The sequence below is a fragment of the Alteromonas naphthalenivorans genome, from assembly GCF_000213655.1.
GTDB lineage: Bacteria > Pseudomonadota > Gammaproteobacteria > Enterobacterales > Alteromonadaceae > Alteromonas > Alteromonas naphthalenivorans.
Genome location: NC_015554.1, coordinates 585,480 through 602,575, shown reverse-complemented (window position 1 = coordinate 602,575; position 17,096 = coordinate 585,480). Strand labels below are relative to the sequence as shown.

Annotated in this window: 14 protein-coding genes and 1 pseudogene; 7 read left to right on the top strand and 8 right to left on the bottom strand. The window is 42.6% G+C overall.

From position 1 onward, the window contains the following. Window positions 1-16 precede the first annotated feature (16 nt). The 4 genes from AMBT_RS02555 to AMBT_RS02540 all read right to left on the bottom strand — a co-directional run bounded on the left by AMBT_RS02555 (window position 17) and on the right by AMBT_RS02540 (window position 5,432). Complete coding sequence (locus AMBT_RS02555) at window positions 17-3,025, bottom strand: DUF1194 domain-containing protein (protein WP_013783012.1); 3,009 nt, start codon at window positions 3,023-3,025, stop codon at window positions 17-19. A gap of 137 nt (window positions 3,026-3,162) precedes the next feature. Continuing rightward, on the bottom strand, window positions 3,163-3,507 hold the full coding sequence (locus AMBT_RS02550) for a hypothetical protein (protein WP_013783011.1): 345 nt from the start codon (window positions 3,505-3,507) through the stop codon (window positions 3,163-3,165). Between the two features lie 37 nt (window positions 3,508-3,544). Further along, on the bottom strand, window positions 3,545-4,180 hold the full coding sequence (locus tag AMBT_RS02545) for a PEP-CTERM sorting domain-containing protein (RefSeq protein ID WP_013783010.1): 636 nt from the start codon (window positions 4,178-4,180) through the stop codon (window positions 3,545-3,547). 805 nt (window positions 4,181-4,985) lie between these two features. Continuing rightward, complete coding sequence (locus AMBT_RS02540) at window positions 4,986-5,432, bottom strand: DUF3010 family protein (protein ID WP_013783009.1); 447 nt, start codon at window positions 5,430-5,432, stop codon at window positions 4,986-4,988. A gap of 289 nt (window positions 5,433-5,721) precedes the next feature. Between AMBT_RS02540 and AMBT_RS02535 the strand changes: the two genes are divergently transcribed. From AMBT_RS02535 to dkgB, 3 genes are all read left to right on the top strand, one after another. Continuing rightward, window positions 5,722-6,885 carry an MFS transporter gene (locus tag AMBT_RS02535; protein WP_013783008.1) on the top strand — a complete coding sequence of 388 codons (1,164 nt, stop codon included), beginning with the start codon at window positions 5,722-5,724 and terminating at the stop codon, window positions 6,883-6,885. A 64-nt stretch (window positions 6,886-6,949) separates the two neighbouring features. After that, window positions 6,950-7,150 carry an LLM class oxidoreductase gene (locus AMBT_RS02530; protein WP_013783007.1) on the top strand — a complete coding sequence of 67 codons (201 nt, stop codon included), beginning with the start codon at window positions 6,950-6,952 and terminating at the stop codon, window positions 7,148-7,150. Between the two features lie 22 nt (window positions 7,151-7,172). Beyond that, complete coding sequence (gene dkgB, locus AMBT_RS02525; protein WP_013783006.1) at window positions 7,173-7,997, top strand: 2,5-didehydrogluconate reductase DkgB; 825 nt, start codon at window positions 7,173-7,175, stop codon at window positions 7,995-7,997. Window positions 7,998-8,191: 194 nt separating this feature from the next. Here the strand turns inward: dkgB and AMBT_RS02520 are convergent, their stop codons facing one another. Beyond that, window positions 8,192-10,252 (bottom strand): S9 family peptidase, encoded by a 2,061-nt coding sequence (locus AMBT_RS02520; protein ID WP_013783005.1) that lies wholly within the window; start codon window positions 10,250-10,252, stop codon window positions 8,192-8,194. Window positions 10,253-10,718: 466 nt separating this feature from the next. Between AMBT_RS02520 and AMBT_RS22095 the strand changes: the two genes are divergently transcribed. Next, the gene (locus AMBT_RS22095) at window positions 10,719-10,886 is read left to right on the top strand and encodes a DUF1328 domain-containing protein (protein WP_013783004.1); all 168 of its coding nucleotides are present in this window, start codon (window positions 10,719-10,721) and stop codon (window positions 10,884-10,886) included. 110 nt (window positions 10,887-10,996) lie between these two features. Beyond that, window positions 10,997-11,242, top strand: coding sequence for a DUF4235 domain-containing protein (locus tag AMBT_RS02510; protein ID WP_013783003.1), 246 nt, complete (start codon window positions 10,997-10,999; stop codon window positions 11,240-11,242). Window positions 11,243-11,370: 128 nt separating this feature from the next. On the opposite strand, the gene AMBT_RS02505 is transcribed toward AMBT_RS02510, so the two are convergent. From AMBT_RS02505 to AMBT_RS02495, 3 genes and pseudogenes are all read right to left on the bottom strand, one after another. Next, entirely contained in the window at window positions 11,371-12,711 is a 1,341-nt protein-coding gene (locus AMBT_RS02505) for an MATE family efflux transporter (RefSeq protein WP_013783002.1), read from the bottom strand. A gap of 388 nt (window positions 12,712-13,099) precedes the next feature. Continuing rightward, window positions 13,100-13,273 (bottom strand): annotated as a pseudogene (locus tag AMBT_RS22090) (transposase); the annotation flags it as partial. A gap of 850 nt (window positions 13,274-14,123) precedes the next feature. After that, complete coding sequence (locus AMBT_RS02495; RefSeq protein WP_013782999.1) at window positions 14,124-15,245, bottom strand: ISAs1 family transposase; 1,122 nt, start codon at window positions 15,243-15,245, stop codon at window positions 14,124-14,126. Window positions 15,246-15,495: 250 nt separating this feature from the next. Between AMBT_RS02495 and AMBT_RS02490 the strand changes: the two genes are divergently transcribed. Together AMBT_RS02490 and AMBT_RS02485 are read left to right on the top strand one after the other, a co-directional pair. Further along, complete coding sequence (locus tag AMBT_RS02490; RefSeq protein ID WP_013782998.1) at window positions 15,496-16,005, top strand: hypothetical protein; 510 nt, start codon at window positions 15,496-15,498, stop codon at window positions 16,003-16,005. A gap of 93 nt (window positions 16,006-16,098) precedes the next feature. Then, window positions 16,099-16,965 (top strand): hypothetical protein, encoded by an 867-nt coding sequence (locus tag AMBT_RS02485; protein WP_013782997.1) that lies wholly within the window; start codon window positions 16,099-16,101, stop codon window positions 16,963-16,965. The last annotated feature ends 131 nt before the right edge of the window (window positions 16,966-17,096 follow it).

Below are 17,096 nucleotides of genomic sequence, written 5' to 3'. Positions count from 1 at the left end.
CCTTAGCCGCACCTTACTAATTGACTGCACAAGCTGGACGAGTACAAGCGAGAGTACAGAAGCGTAAGTCAAGTGCATTGATAACACCGTCATCGTTCATGTCACATTTCGCACCACAACTACTGCCATCAGTCGGCTTACCGAGATCTTGTCTTAGCAACAGGATGTCATTGCGATCTACATCACCATCGTTATCCGCATCACCTTTAATTTGTTGCTGGATCAGGCTTACGGAAATGGAAATTGTATCTTGTGCAGACAAGCCACCGCCATCAGTACAGTTCATAGTGATGATATGTGTACCTTCGCGAAGACGACGAATACCAGACGCATTTATTCCAGTTCCCAATTCAGTTTGGATGGTTTCTCCGTTACCCAGGTTGCCATCTAAGTTACTGCTCCATTGAATATTACTCACTGTACCCTCTTCAGTATCGTGAGTAAATACGCTTAGGTTGATAGGCTGCACTCCTACAAACGACGCGCCATTTACAGGAGAAGTTATCTGGCAAGATGGCGGTGTATTGGGCGTAGTGAATATGTTATCAGACTCATCACTACCAGACAGAAAACCGTCAGAAGCAATTACGCGTACTAGCCCCTGTGTTGTCTGAGCAAGATCAAAAAGAGATACATTAAGCGTATTTCCTGGAAAGTCTGTTACCAGTGTTTCCCATGTTGTTCCCGAATCTGGACTGAACTGCACGGTGTGTGTTAATACGTCAGAAGAATCATCATCACTGCTAGCCCAAACGATATCTACGTCAGGTGGATTTAATATTTCACCACCATTCGGGAAAGTCACTTCAACTTCAGGCGCATTATCACTTGCCGTTTGCGTTCCAACAATATCATTGTTGGCGGTGCGTCTGACTGTAATCATTGATATATCTGAAGAACTCATTATTGGTACTAACATCAGCGCAGTACCATTGTCGGGCTGGCCTGCTCCCCCGCCAGTCTCACCATCGCCTTCCAGCATGGCAGGTGTAAATAGCACTGAGTCTATAATATTACCCGATGAATTTTTAACTTCGAGAATATAGCTAGTACCATCTTGGTTAGGTGGGATCACCCCCGTAGGTAGCTCAAATGGCAACGCTGGCAAGAACTGAACAGAGTGATTGTTCAAATCGATAATACCGCGGATTAATTTCCACTGAGTGTAACTTGCAGCCTGTGTTGAAAAGCTTTCAACTGCAAGTGGAGATGGCCCAATAAGGCTTGCCGTTGAAAAATTAGTGTTAATGTACGAGCGGATACCTTCGTAGTTAAAATCTGAAGGCCAGCGGAAACCGCTACAATAACTCATCATGGCAAAAGTTGTATTGGGGTCAACAACTGAATTACGTTGGCTATCCCAGCCATAAACTACCTTATTATCGCCTGAGCTCATCGGGCCGAGAGTTGCGCGCAGGGTTCCCGATACGTTAAAGATATTCGGGAAATTCGGTGCGCTTTCTTCCGCAAATGAGCCACAAGCTCCTTTTTCATAGGTTTCTGTACCGAACACTTGCGTACCAACTAATGCCGCATTCGAGGCATGATGGCGCCCCATTGTATGCGCAATCTCGTGTCCGTGACGGTTACGCCCGTAGCTGTTTCCATCTTGAATCACCCCAGCGGAAACTGAGCCAGGAATACCGTTAGCTTTGCCACCAGTGCCACCGCCGCTAGACGTTAGTAGACGACCCGTTTGATCCACTGCTCCGTAATAAAGACGTTCACATCCAAACAAATCCCAGCAAAAGTCTAAGAAACGCATAGACTCAAGGCGACTAAGCACATCATCGACCTTCGGATCGCCACTGGCACCCATATCTAACGTACCAGTAGTACGATCAATTTTAGATGTTGGGAAAGTAGCTAGTAAACGTTGCTCTAACTCGTTTAAATCAGCATTACTTGGTTGGATTGTGGAGCCCGATTTTTCGTATTTAACTTTGACGAATTTTACTTCAAGCTCAGAGCCTTGGTTAAAGGTAACCGTAGACATACAATCGTTTGCAGTTGGGCCTGCACTTTCCATGCAATCAAGAGTGCCACCAACCGCTTCAAGCTCAAGCTCTACACTACCAGAAAGCCAAGAGTCAGGCAGTTGGAAATTTAGGCTGTCGCTTAAGGTGTCACGACGAGATAGCGCATCGGGTTTAGCCACAATTGAGCCACCAGAATTACTGGCAGTTAATGGTGAACCTGGAAGGTCAACCCCGCCACGCGATCCTTTCAAGCGCGCGGTTGCTTTTACAGGATCAGTGCCGTCTTTGGGTTCGATATAAGTTCTGACTAAGGTTTTCTTTTTCTCAACAAGCTGCACTTTGTTATCCAAGTCCTGCACAACCTGTGTAACTTCCATACCCACCAGTTTCAAAGGTTCACCCATACAAAGTGAACCAACGAAACCGGCAAATTCGGTAAAACTTGTAACCACAAACACGGCCCCACCGCCGAATACGTGAGGGTCATAACTGTTCGCAGCATCGGTCGCATCGAAATAAGGTGGATCTTCAATTGCGATCACACTAAAACGATCAAGAATGAAATTAGCACTTTGTGCTGTGCTAATTGCGTTTTGAACAGTATCCCCTGTATTGCGATTACCGTCGGTAGACAGACAGTAACTTTGGAAATCGTCCTCCAGCGCGCCAATAGAGATAAGATGACTTGTTGCGGTGTTTATTCCGTTACCTGGGCCTGTTGAGCCCCTGAATTGGCTCATTGACTGAACAGCCGAAATGGCAGCTTGCGCGTCTGCTTCAGAGTCAATTAAACGATGGGGAAATTCTATCCGCGTTGAGCCAGCAAACTGGATGACAGCAATTGAAATACTTCCGTCACGTGGCACAACGAGAGTGTCTTGAATGGCAGCAACAATACCTTGTCGCTGAATATTCCAGTCACTACTGTTAATACTGCCGGAGCCATCGACAATAAAGACGAGGTCGGTTTTGGCGTTAGCAACTGTTGCCGCGCACAAAGCAAGCGCGATAAGCAGCGATTGGCCATACCGTTTAAATACATTCATGGTGATATCCTTATTTCTCTTTTGTCGGCACAATAGCCCCCAATACACACGAATCCATAATGTGTGTGTGGGTTGCTCACACTTTTAGAACGGCTAAGACAAAGAAGACTGCGAGAATAGTGCCTGGTAAACGTTATTTATTGATGTTCTACGACGGTATTGCCGTTAGCATCGACATAAGTAATCTTCCAACTTAGTGTAGGTGGTTCGTCTGCCGCCCATTGAAGGTTGACATATCTACCTTCCTGGGAACCGGCTGATAGGTCACCGTAATTAAGTTGTGAGATTTCTTCAAAGCTAGGTTCAATAATGACGTTATAGATGGGTTGGGTACCGATATTCTCGGCAAGTAAGTTGAATTCCACTTGGCTACTAGACTTAGCTATCACATCAAAGCTAAGGCCAATAGAGTCGGCAGAGGCTACCAGGGTAACGCCGGACAATATCACTCCAGCAACGGCTTTTGTTACGAGATGTTTCATGATCATATTCCTTCATGAAAAAGAATCGCGTATGCCCCTAAGACACACGACGACGGCGATTGGCGGCTAAAATTCCTGCAACCAAAGTGAGAAACAATACACCAGTAGCTGGCTCAGAAACGGTAGACACCTCGTTAGTAATGCTGACGCTAGTGGTATTTATTGCGGTAATGTCAATCAATCCCGTACTGTCTGAGTTCGAGAAACTAGACATAAATGTGTCGATGGTGAACCCCCCAGTACCTACGTTTAATGCTTGAAATATCATAGAAAACATTGTGAAACTTGCTGGTTGGTTAGTATCTAAAAATGCGGCCGATTCGAATGTAGAATCAAACACACCTACAATACCAGGTAGTATGAGAGGGGGTATGTTCTCTACAGGGCTATTGAGTGAAGCCCCCAAATCTGTACCGTAACTAAAGACACTGACGAAGTTAAACAAAGCATTATTAAACAATACATCAACAACGTAGGCCGAGAGGCTAGGTGCAGCGCCAGCTACTAAATCACTGATAACAAAATCGATGGTTACAATATCACCAACGTTCAAGGCTGAAGAGCTTGGCGTAAGTGTAATAATGGCTGCATTCGCAGTTGTACTGAAACCTAATAGCAATACCATAGAAAGTATTGCTAGGCGTAGCTTAGACGTACTTTTTGAGATAGACATAGTTATTCCTTTTTTAACTAGTTATTCAGAGTTGCGTGGAGCAGCAATTGAAAGAGCAGGCGGAGATTTGACCAAACTACAGTAGCATTCCGTTGCTAAGTCCATTCAATGGCTTGTTTTATATGTGCGCAATCCGCGAATGACTATGCATTACGCAGGCCAAATCGGTGAATATTTGTGCAGACAACATCGTTAATTTGTGGAATTAGGTTTTCAGAAAGGGGTTTATACATTTGAAATTAAATAGAATTTCCAGCCATGTTAATGAAATTTAATTTTTAAGTTAAAAATAATTTCAATGAATGGGCAACATAATTGGCGCTTTGAATTAGCACTTTACCAGGTATATTCGAGGATAATTGTCAGCCTTTTTTACGTACAACGGTTAAAAGCAAGAAAACACGTTAATCTACTGTTTTCTGTAGCAGTTGTAAGTATGCACACTAGTCGGCGCTGTCACTCTAATGTCGTAGTTCTTTACAATGGTGATTCAACCCGCGGGCTTTGATCTTGTCCATACGTGAAGCAAAAAATGAGTCAGCGCTCTTTAAGGTGATAATGTAATCTGCTAGCAAAAAACTATGTTCGGGCCCAGCTAAACTCACTCAAGCTATTGGTTTAACACCTTTACTTAATGGTACATCAGTAATCAATCGAAACGTGGTATAGGTGAAGGTGAAGGTGAAGGCGATTTACACTGAAAAGAAAGGCGCTATTGTAGGCGGACTAGATCGTTTCTTTCACCACCGCATGACGGTTATGTTGGGCAAGAGTATTAAAAGATTAAGTACCCTGCCCCCATAATTTATTCGCCTGTTTGCGAAGCGTAATGGTTCTGCATTAACCATGCATAAGCGGAAGTAAAAGCTGGTTCTTGAAACTGTTTTAAACCCGTTTCGGCAAAAGGCACTGAAATTGGGTTTCTGCGTAAAGATTCTTTAATATCAGTTGGGCTATATACAATTACATTCAACCCTTCAATTAATTCAATAGCCGCTTCTAATTTGAAGCCAATAGCGCTTCCAGCAAATTTACCTTTGCTTTGACGCTGGCGAATTATCACAGCATCAATTTTGTAGTCGGCAACAAGTTTAGCGAAAGTACTTTGAAAGCTTTTGAGCCCTTTAGCACTGGTATCGGCTAATGTTAACCGGCGTGTACGGCAGTCGGGAACATGAAACAAACCATCTATTAGCGACAATAGACACACATTTGCTTCGTTACCTTTTAAATCTACACCACAGACTTTCATATCAATTCCTATTCACATTTATAAGCCATTATAACGTGTTTCGCTGATGATATTTACCAACACGCAGTTTTTCTTTATCTACTCAATTTTATCTGTTCCGAGAAATGGGACCAGAGTACTTTTTAGGCAATAAAGTACACTGACCCCATTATTGCTACCCCCACCATTTATATTTTCAAAAATCGAAAAAGTGTTTTGTTATTAGTGCTGTTTTTCACAAACAAATTTATCGTCACACTGTGTGCACTTAAATAACAGCTCTTTTGAGCCATCTTTGTGAGGATTAACAATGCCTATTGCATTATTTGCGTTAACGTTAAGTGCGTTTGCTATTGGTACTACCGAATTTGTGATTGTGGGGTTAGTGCCCACGATAGCGTCAGATCTTGGCGTAACCCTACCCAGCGCGGGATTACTCGTTAGCCTTTACGCTGTGGGCGTAGCCATTGGCGCGCCCGTATTAACTGCGTTAACCGGTAAATGGAACAGAAAACACGTACTGTTAAGCCTTATGGCTTTGTTTGTTGCCGGTAATATTCTTGCCTGGCAAGCACCTAGTTACGAAAGCCTAATACTGGCGCGTATCTTAACTGGCCTTGCCCATGGTGTGTTCTTTTCAATTGGCTCTACTATCGCCACCAGCTTGGTTGCTAAAGAAAAAGAAGCCAGCGCCATTGCCATTATGTTTACTGGCCTTACCGTTGCCTTGGTAACAGGTGTACCGCTTGGCACATGGATTGGACAAAGCTATGGATGGAGAGCCACATTCTTAGTGGTATCTGCTTTAGGCACTATTGCGCTTATTGGCAGCGCGTTACTTGTGCCAAATAACTTAAAACAAAGTAAGCCTGCTACGTTAAGCGAGCAGATGAAAGTATTGGTTCAGCCCCGTTTAGTTTTGGTATACCTAATGACCATTTTAGGTTACGGCGGCACCTTTACCGCGTTCACTTACCTTGCGCCTATTTTGCAACAAGAATCAGGGTTTGCGCCTTCTGCGATTAGCTTGATCATGCTGGTTTACGGTGCCTCAGTTGCTGTTGGAAATATTTATGGCGGTAAATTAGCTGATAAAAAAGGCCCTATTCGCGCGCTCACTATTATCTTCAGCGCTCTAGCCATTATTTTGTTCGCCCTCACCTTCACCATGGGTCACAAAATTGCTGCAGTAATTACTATTCTAGTGTGGGGGGCGTTTGCATTTGGAAACGTACCAGGCCTGCAAGTATATGTTGTGCAGCTTGCTGAAAAATTCACACCAAATGCAGTAGATGTAGCTTCAGGGCTAAACATTGCAGCGTTCAACATTGGTATTGCGTTAGGTTCAATTGTTGGCGGTGCCATTGTAGACGGCATGGAGCTGTCTGACACCGCATGGATAGGCGCTGCTATTTCTGTGTCTGCGTTAGTGGTAACAAGGTACAGCGGTTACTTAGATAAGCGATCACATTAAACGCGTAGCTTTATGGCGGGAAGTTGCGGGAAATAAACCTTACGTTAGCTTTATTCACCTTAATTTGGTTGAAGACGACGAAGCGCCGATAAAACGCCACCGATTCGGGGTTGAAACTGGCGTAAACGGGCTTATCAAAGAGCTTAAGGCAATGAAAAGCGCGGGCGTTAACCATATTGGCCTTCACTTCAGGCGAAATACGCTGCAGGTTGAAGACGCAATGCAGCGAATTGCTGAGCACGTGCTACCGCATTTTCATCAGTAACGGAAATTAACAAGGAGGCATCATGCCTAACGTAAATCAGTCACAGTCTAAAATTCCTTCACTGGGTGTAGGCACATTTCGTTTAAAAGACGAAGAAGCATATAACAGCGTGACGATGGCCCTAGAAGTAGGTTTCCGCCACATTGATACCGCACAAATTTATGGCAATGAAGAAGCCGTGGGCCGGGCTATTAAAGACAGTGCCGTAGCACGTGAAGATTTATACGTTACCACCAAAGTATGGAACGATAAGCTAAACAAAGCCAGCTTTGTTGACAGTGTAAAAGAAAGCTTGTCAAAACTTCAGCTAGATTACGTAGACCTACTGCTTATTCACTGGCCGTCACCAGAAAACGGTGAAAGCATGGAAGAATACTTAGGTGAGTTACTAAAAGTGAAAGCGTTAGGCCTTACCAAAGAAATCGGCATTTCTAACTTTACGGTGGCTCAAGTTGAACAAGCCGTAGGTATTTTAGGTGAAGGTGTTATTGCCACTAACCAAGTTGAAGTTCATCCTTATCTGACCAACACTAAGGTGCGAGCTGCGTGTGAAAAACATGGCATTGTTGTTACCGGCTACATGCCATTTGCCGTAGGCAAAGTGTTAAAAGACGACACCATTGTTGCCATTGCAGAGAAGCATGGGGTGAGCGCAGCCGAAGTGGTTGTGGCCTGGGAGCTTGCCAACGGCCTTGTGACTATTCCATCATCCACCAAGCGTAAGAACTTGGAAACCAATATCAAAGCACTTGAGCTGACGCTTGATGCAGAAGACATTGCAAAAATTGACGCACTAGACTGCGGCGATCGTCAGGCCACACCAGACTTTGCCCCAGAGTGGGATTAGAGAGGTATTAGATAGGTATTATGCAAGCGAAGGTTTGGCAGAAATACCCCAAGTGTTTGCTTTTGAAAACCTCAACGATGCGCTTCGTTATTCTAAAGAAGCCAAACAAAAAGCAGTGGTGACTGTTAGCTAAAAGAAATGGGGGCAGAGTACTTTTCTGAAAAAAATATACTCTGCCCCTTTGATTTGGCGCTTTATTTAGTGCCTAAATGCTCGGCCAAACCAGGAATGAATTCAGCTCCATGAACAACCTTTATGCTAGAGCCACTGAAATCATCACCTATCGGTTCTATTCGCCCCCCTAAACACGTGCCTAGAAAAGCTTCAGCAACGGCAAAAAATGAAAGGTTATTTTCAGGCTTGCTAAAACCATGTCCTTCATCGGGGTAAAGCACATACGTTACAGGAATATTGCGCTTTTTCATCGCTTCCACGATTTGGTCAGACTCCGCTTGTTTTACTCTAGGATCATTCGCTCCTTGTCCAATGAGTAAAGGCTTTTCTATCTGGTCCACATGAGTGATAGGCGAACGCGCTTTAAGCAGAGCTAACCCTTCTTCAGTATTTGGGTCGCCTATCGCATGATAAAACACCTGACGAAAGCTTTCCCAGTAAGGAGGAATAGAGTCGAGCAAGGTGATTAAGTTTGATGGCCCAACAATATCAACGCCACATTGGAATGCTTCTGGGGTAACAGTGAGCCCGGTTAGCGTAGCATAGCCGCCGTAACTTCCTCCCATAATGGCGACTTGGTCATTCGATGTAATACCTTGCTCTATCGCCCATTCTTTCGCATCAATTAGGTCGTTGTGCATGGCACCCGCCCACTCTTTATCTCCTGCGTTTACAAACGCTTTACCAAAACCTGTTGAAGCGCGAAAGTTAACTTGTAACACGCTGTACCCTCGATTTGTTAGCCATTGCGCTAAAGGGTTAAAGCCAAATTCGTCCCTCCCCCAAGGGCCGCCATGTACCAATAAAACCAATGGGGAAGCGTGCTCTGCTTTGCCGTCTTGGTTAGGATCTGCCTCCAAGGGTATAGACAAATAACTCACTAAATCTAGATTATCTCGTGATGGAATAACCACACCATGCATAACAGAAAGAGATAGGTCATTAATTTCTGGCTGAGTAATAAATAAGTTCGATAGTTCACCGGTTGTAGTATCAAATACTTTATAAATAGGTGATTGATTACTTTGGTCAGTAAATACAGTCCAAAGAGAATTATCAATTGTTTGCGCTAAAACTTGTGAGCCGCCACTTAATTGGCTGTTCAGCTGTTTAATGGGGTCAATGAGAGCATCATCTATGGCGTGCCATACAGGCCTAATATAGTTTAGTGCGTAAGCTAGTGGCTTATGGGTGCGGGGATGAAACAGTACATTTGTTACATCTACTTTATCACTACTAGCAATGGAAGTAGGCGTTGTGTCTCCTAATGGTAGATATACGAGAGCCGCAGTATTTCGCTCCCGCGTATCTATCATGTATATTCCTTCATTCTGTTGATCGAAACCGAGAATATTGAAAGATGATGAATCTGCGAAGGAAACTTCAAACCAAGGATTCCATTCATCAAAGGATTTAATAAAAACATGGCTTGCCCCATCTTCTGCGGTCTTTACCGCGACACGCGCGTTTAACTTATTATCAAGCACGAAATAAGAAAAACCGTCGTTTTGAATAATTAAGCTGCGCTGCCCAGTGGCGACGTCTACCTTATATACGTCGTGCCATTTTGCATCGCGGTCATTCATACCAACAACAACTATGCCTGGAAATGCCGCGTTCTGATCCATCTGGCTAGCTTGCACACCTGCATAAGGAGTTAAGTCCTTTATGTCACCGCTGTCTAAATCTATTCGATACAAATGCCAATTTTCATCCCCATTTTTATCTTGGGTGAAAAATACATATCGACTGTCTAATGACCAAAAGTGAAGAGGAATACCGCGTCCTGAATCTTGCGTAACGGGGGTCGCACTGTCGAAATCACCAATTTTGCCAACCCAAATATTCATGACACCATCTACTGGCGCTCTAAAACTCATGCTGTTGCCATCTGGGCTGACACGCCCTTGATAGCGGCTTGGATTGCCGAATAAAACTTCTCTGGGGATAAGCGTTGACGGCAATGTTTGTGGGTTAGATAAATCGGAAGCTTTTTGGGATGTTTGCTTTGTTTGGGTAACGCAACCGGGTAAGTTAAAAAGCACGCCCAATATGAACGCACAAAAAATGATCTTTTTCATTTTCTTTCCTTGTAGATAGCCTTGTATATGGGCCAATACTACTTGGCTTAACCTTTGTCCCTGTGTAGTAGCTTTTTAATATAGTCACAGATAAACAAATACTACAACATACTTCGCGAATTAACGTATTTCGCTATAAACGCTACATCCCCTTAAGACATCCGTTTGTAATAATTTGAGAGAGTATGCAAACCATTTGATATTAGGTGACAGAAAGCAAGACAGTAGTTACCTAAGGAAATCGGACACTTTATTCGAGAAATATTTACAGTTTTATTCGGTAAATTAGTCATCCTCTCTAGTCGTTACATATATTACGGCGCAAAAAACGCACTTCTTTTTCTCGATAAAATCAGGCTACAAGCCGCATTCTGACGCTATTTTGAACATCAACTTAAAACAGTCTGGCAAAGTAGGCCTGTGGTTTGCAACTCCATTAATAACTCACAAACTGAAGGGATACATTATGTTACGTTGGGCTTTAATATTTCTAGTAGTCGCATTAATTGCAGCAGTTTTAGGATTTGGCGGAATTGCTGGTTCAGCGGCTGGTATTGCCAAAATTATATTTGGTATTTTTGTCATCCTACTGATCATTTCAATTGTTATGAATATGGTCAGAGGCAAAAGATAACCGATTTAATTGTTGGTTTAAGACTTCAAGCAAGTCTGAATTAAACAGCTATTAGTCATTTGATTAATGGCTGTTTTTTTTTAATTTACGCTTCATCAATGGAGATCATTATGAGCAACAAACAACGCATTACGAACGTAGGTATCGGGCTTGCCGCTGCATCTGCAGGAATTCTAGCGAGAAAAACGCTTCAAAAGTCGTGGGAAAAAGTGACTAACGACCCCGCACCGAAAGACAAAGAAAGTGAAAATACAGACCTTAAAGAGGCCGTAACCTGGGCTGTAGTGTCAGGCATTGGAGCAGGCGTTGCCAGAATGGCCGTTCAATATGTACTGGACAAACGCCAGTCGAAATAACACTGCCAAATTGATACCTCTTAAAAGTATAAGTACTTATAAGAGGTATCGAAACGTTGGTTAATTTTTGCGACCTGTTCCCATAGCACACCTGTTAAATAAATCTGCAAGATTGAACACAAGCCAATTCATGATTTAAGCCTGTTTATCTCTCTTCTGGTATAAAAGAAAGCAATGATGGCACTTAAAATAACGACAGTAACAATGGTGTAGAACATAGACACCATAGGGTAGCCCCACACCACAATCAGTACATAGTTTATTGAGGCGGGCACAACAAGTTGACGGGCAATACCTAAATACATGGGAAACATAGGCTTTTGCATTGCCTGCAATATAGCCACACTTTGAAACAAAACCACGTACGCATAAAAAGCTAATGTATCAATTCTAAGGTACGTTATTCCCGTATTTTTAATAGCACTGTCGTTAGTAAAAAGGCTCATTGCCAGCGGCGATAAAAAATACATAACGGGAATAGACACTACCGCCATAAAGAAACCAATTAGTAACCCTTTGCGGTACGTTTCAGCTACCCGGTCGTATTTTTTTACGCCCATATTCTGACCCGCTATGGCCATTACCGCGCTATTTAATCCTAACGCTGGAAGCAACAACACCTGCTCTAGACGCAGCCCAACGGTATACCCTGCCACATGCTCACTACCAAATTGACCGATAAGTGCCACAGTAATAAAACCACCTAAAATAATGGTGAGCATATTGAAGCTAGCGGGCACAATTTGTTTAAGTAGCTTTTGCCAACGCTCTTTATCAAAAGTGGGCATTACCGATATGTTTAAACGCTTCATCAGTACGCGGAACAGGTAAAACGCGGTGGCAAACTTAATCACCACGGTAGCTAGCGCTATACCACTTACCCCTAAATCGAGTACGAAAGTAAAGAAAGGGTTCAGCCCAAAATTAGCAAAAAAGCCAATCATGAGCGCATTTCGGTTAGATTTGGTATCGCCTAGTGCCATTAACGCGCCCGCCGCCCCGAAAGATAAGGTGAAGCCTACCGAACCTGCCAATGTTACCCATAAATATTCCATGGCAAGCGGCTCGATATGAGGTTCAGCGCCAAGTAAAACCACCAACGGACGCGCCGCAAAAAATCCTATTACACACGACACCGCACTAAAGGCAATGGCAAGGCCGCTTACGTTATCTAGCCAACCTTTCACTTCGTGGGTTTCTCCCCTACCCGCCCCCGGCGCAATCATTGCAGAAGCCCCAGTTTGAATGCCAATGCCAATACCAATAGACAGCAGTAGAAAGAAAACGCTAGACGCGATAGATAAACCGGCAAGTGCATTATCTGACAAATAGCCCGCAAACCAAATGTCGGTCAGGTTATACAGTGTATTGAAGATCATGCCTGTTGATGCTGGAATAGCAAGCCGCACCATATGGCCGACAATCGCGCCTTCTGTCAACGATGGTTCAGATTTGGTGGCTTCTTGCATTTAGCTTCCTTAGCTATAACGAATACCCGCAATAACATACCGATTTTTAAGCCCACTGGAAAAGTTTTGTTTTAATAATGAGGCAAGAGAATGAGATCAGGGGTATTAAACAAGACAGTCATCTTTAGAAATAGTAAAAATAGTAGAAATGCAAAAATGACATGCGTAACGATTCTGCACTAGGTTATTGATGCAGATAAATTTACCTGTTTTGGAGATTGTCTTTAAAAGTAGATGTGTGCGTAAGTCTAATTTTTACTTAACAGTATTTATTATTTCACTCGAGTGAAGTGGCATTAAATCTATCTATTCAGGCGTAACGCTATCCCAGTAACCGCCTAGCAACCTGTCTCCCCTGAATCCGTTGTTGATGTTGATTATGGGCATAAATAGCAAACACTTCACTTAGGGTATGAATGCGGTCTTCCACCCATTGGCGACGATGCTCAAAGCTTTTGCCGCCTTGTTCACCACATAAGAATGCGCGGCGTACACAGCGAGAAACGCAGTGATAATATGATGTATCCAATAAACTAATTAAAGAAAGTGTACTGCGGTACAGTTTTGATACCACGTGTTATGCCTGTCTTAGTTAGCTACTAAGCAGATTGGGGTTTGAAAGCAAACGGTCAGCACGTTTAATTCGATGCTTCTCAAATACTCTAGTGTTAATACCTCGGCTGATGCTTGTGACAGTCGCAGCGCTTCCATTGAGTAAAATCTTAACACAAGGAATAACCGCTTTTTACCGGGTTTTATGCGTTTTAAAACTCATAATCGATACGACTTTGTTCGCTATAGATAGGGCATTCATGGTTGCTTGGTCTCAGTGATGTTTGTGATTGATTTGAGCACCAAACGACATTAGTGTTCCCGTCTTTTTCATTTCGTTAATTTCAAGCTACTATTCGTAGGTCTCCCTCAGATTCTGCCCCATTATTTAATGCCTGCTATGCTAACTAATTCTAGAAGGTGGTGAGTAATAGGATCACCACCTCGAATCGCACCATTCAAGTCAATATGCACAAAATTCGTGCGCTTAAAGCGAGTTAAATAAAAAAAATCCAAATCGAGAAAGCCAAATTTAAATAAAATACAAACACTTAATCTGAAAATCTAATTTGGCACATTTCTAGCTGTTTTTCTTCGCCTGCCGTATATCGGAAGTTTAAGGATTTAGGCATCAATCAAAAAAAGACAAGGAAAAAAAATGTTTATAAAAAAACTGTTATTAGTAATTATTCTTACTAATATTTCAATAAAGAATTTTTCATCGTCAGATGAAAATAACTCTTTCTACCTCCTAAGTTTTATCTCTCTAAACTCAGCACAAGCAGATGGCTGCTACTCATCATGTAATTATGGTAGTATTGAAATAGTTAATGTCACCAGGGCAACCGCATGAGTGCTCACTAATTAATCATGCCACTAAAACCCGCAGTTAGCACAGCTTCCAGATAGCTGGCTTTCATCCAAGCCCGTTTTTGCTTGGCGGGTATGCTGCCTTTTGATGACTCTGCCCGCAACATGTTTAGCGCTAAATGGCGTAGCATCGACCAGTTTTCGGCACCGTGATTCTGGTGTATCTGGCAGTCGTCTTCACCCATGCTGACATCCAGTACCCAATGCAAGCTGTTCTCTACAGCCCAGTGAGAACGTACTGCTTCGGCTAGTTGCTTCTCACTTAATGGTGCGGAGCTGATATGGTAGCGATATGTCAGTTCAGGTGCTTTGCCTTGTTGTTGGCGGAAGCTCATGCTCATGCCAAGCGTCTTTAACTCAGGCCATTGCGGGAACGCTTTGCTCACGTCATCAGCACTTAACACATGGTATGTCCGGGCTTCTATGCGACCCCGCTTTTGCTCGAAGGTTAAGCCACCAAGTGGTGCTTCCCGTGTCTCAGTAAACGCATCCTCGACTGCTTTACAGAGCTTGCCCTGATTGCTTTTGAGTGTGAACAGGTAATCACCACCTTGCTCGACTATTTGCTCTGCGATGCTGGTCTGGCAGCCCATAGCATCAATTGATACCAAGGTGTCCTGAACATCAAGTAACTGAATAAGCTCAGGGATCGCTGTAATTTCGTTCGACTTCTCTGAGGTTTTAACCTGACCTAAAACGACTTTATTGGTGCAGGCAAACGCGTTGACCATGTGTATCGTTGATTGGCGGTCACCGCGCTGGTAGGAGCTTCGCAGCGTTTTACCGTCAATCGCAATCAATTGTCCTTCGGTGCTTTCATGTACAGCCTGCATCCAGTTGATAAAGCAAACTCTAAACTGCTCTGGGTCGATACGCGAAATGGTACGGGCAATAGTGTCATCAACGGGGACGCCATCGCGCAAGTAACCATGTTGTTGGAACCAGCCAATATGACCGTCGGCATAGTCCCGGATATCGCTCCACCCTTCGGCTCCAGCGACGACACCACACAAGGTGATAAACAAAATATCCTCAAGTGGATAGGTCACTTTTGCTGATTGACGCGTGTCAGATAATTCCCCAAAGTGGGTGGTGAAGGCTTCGATATACATGGTTTTACTCCCCAAAAAGAGAGTATAAGATCACGACTAAACCGGATCGTCAAACTGATCGTTTAGTTTCCGCCAACTGGTCAATAAATATTCACGATCTCACCCTGTTAATGTCACAGGTCAAAGCTACCAGTCATTTTGGACTGATATTAGCCAAACTAGCAGTGTAAATAATGGTACGACGACTAATTATGCGATTTATGACGTAGCTGAGTCTATAAGGCATGAGTCAGATGAAGAAGCTGAAGATTTGGCAGAAGATGAAATTGATGTAGAAACAGTTGAAGACTTTGTTGCAGGCGCTTTAATTATAAAAGCGGAAATAAATAAAGTTATAAACAATAGTTCGTTATATGGTTTATCTTCAACTGATGTGCAAAAGCTTCAATCATTTGTAAACAAAATTGATACGGCATTAAGTGCTGGGCAAAGATACATATCTTATGCTCAATTGGGGTTGGGAGTCTCTCAACATGTTGCCGGAGGGGAATTATATAAGGCAGTTTCTGAGATGACGGCATTTCTTGCGGGCTTTGCTGCAGAAAAATACGTCAAAATCCCCTTTGTTGCTCAACTCTTGGGTATGGCTACCTCATACGTAGTTGAAACAACACTTGATTTTGTGATTGATGTGTGGATGGATGAGATTGATTACATGGAGTTAGAAAAAGAAAGAGAGCTCCTAGAAGTTTATCCAAGAAGTCGGTATATCTACGAAGAATTTGATAGGCCTCTCTGTCCCAATTGCAGTATTCCTTAGAAACCAGACTTGAGTTTCAACATTTTGTGATGTTTTTAGTGTCTTAATGCGTTTGATGATTTTCAGACGCATTTTTAATAATGCGGAGAGTTTATGAAATTTTTCTTTGTTGCACTTTTATTTTTTACTGTATTGCTGCTTTTTTCTATATCTGCTTTTAATCAAAAAGAGTACGAATTAGATCATAATGATAACACGGTTCAAACTAACTCTAATTTCGAAAGCGTGAATTTAAATGATGAAAATCATCCAAGCCAGAGAAAAGAGATAGATGATATTAGTGAAGAATCAATATCAAATTTAGTTGCAAAACCCTTCCCCTCGTCAGATAGAGAAATTTCATTAGAAGTGCGAAAGTATCTAGATATCGGCGATGTTGAGGGTGTAATTCACTCGATAAAGTCGGGGACAATTAACTATTTTCAAGCATCTAGGAAAACGCAAATTGAACTATCTAAACTTTTAACAAAACAATCTAATGAAGTGCAATTTGAGGAACTAATAGTTTTGGGAATTATAAATTTAGATACGCCGGAAATGTATCAAGATGAGATTATCGATACTTATTCAGAGCCCAGCAAAGATGATGAGCTAACGGCCTTAAATAAGTTTCGTGTCCTAGAAAAGTATGGAGCAGACATTTCTCAACTCCATAGGACAGTTCAAGTGAATGGAGCTGTAGAAAGTTTTGGCCCTCTAGAACGAGCTATCTCAACAGGAATGTTGAGTTTGGTTGATTATTTTTTAGATAGATCTGTAGATTTGCGTTCATCTGAGATGGCTTGGGGAGGTCTAATTGTTACTAAAAAAGGTGATTATGTTGAAACAGCTAAAATAATGATTGATTATGGGCACGGTCCAGACTTAAAATTTGCTGAAAAGGTTTTGAAGGCAGATATTGTAGCTAACGATGAAAGCTTAAAAGCTGTTTTCGAAAATTATATAGAAGCTAATCAGTAGCTTTAGTGAGATAATTGTGGTTTTTTTTGAAAAAAAGCTCAATTGGAAGTATTTTTTCATATTGTCTTTTTCTACATTAGTGTTTTTTGCGAGCATTTCTTTAGGTCATGTTTATGAAAACAAAAATTTTG

Coding starts and splice junctions, on each gene's coding strand:
- AMBT_RS02520 (WP_013783005.1), bottom strand. CDS start 10,252: ATGAAAAAGATCATTTTTTGTGCGTTCATATTGGGCGTGCTTTTTAAC.
- AMBT_RS02495 (WP_013782999.1), bottom strand. CDS start 15,245: ATGTATATCGAAGCCTTCACCACCCACTTTGGGGAATTATCTGACACG.
- AMBT_RS02545 (WP_013783010.1), bottom strand. CDS start 4,180: ATGTCTATCTCAAAAAGTACGTCTAAGCTACGCCTAGCAATACTTTCT.
- AMBT_RS02540 (WP_013783009.1), bottom strand. CDS start 5,432: ATGAAAGTCTGTGGTGTAGATTTAAAAGGTAACGAAGCAAATGTGTGT.
- AMBT_RS02510 (WP_013783003.1), top strand. CDS start 10,997: ATGAGCAACAAACAACGCATTACGAACGTAGGTATCGGGCTTGCCGCT.
- AMBT_RS02550 (WP_013783011.1), bottom strand. CDS start 3,507: ATGAAACATCTCGTAACAAAAGCCGTTGCTGGAGTGATATTGTCCGGC.
- AMBT_RS22095 (WP_013783004.1), top strand. CDS start 10,719: ATGTTACGTTGGGCTTTAATATTTCTAGTAGTCGCATTAATTGCAGCA.
- dkgB (WP_013783006.1), top strand. CDS start 7,173: ATGCCTAACGTAAATCAGTCACAGTCTAAAATTCCTTCACTGGGTGTA.
- AMBT_RS02485 (WP_013782997.1), top strand. CDS start 16,099: ATGAAATTTTTCTTTGTTGCACTTTTATTTTTTACTGTATTGCTGCTT.
- AMBT_RS02535 (WP_013783008.1), top strand. CDS start 5,722: ATGCCTATTGCATTATTTGCGTTAACGTTAAGTGCGTTTGCTATTGGT.
- AMBT_RS02505 (WP_013783002.1), bottom strand. CDS start 12,711: ATGCAAGAAGCCACCAAATCTGAACCATCGTTGACAGAAGGCGCGATT.
- AMBT_RS02555 (WP_013783012.1), bottom strand. CDS start 3,025: ATGAATGTATTTAAACGGTATGGCCAATCGCTGCTTATCGCGCTTGCT.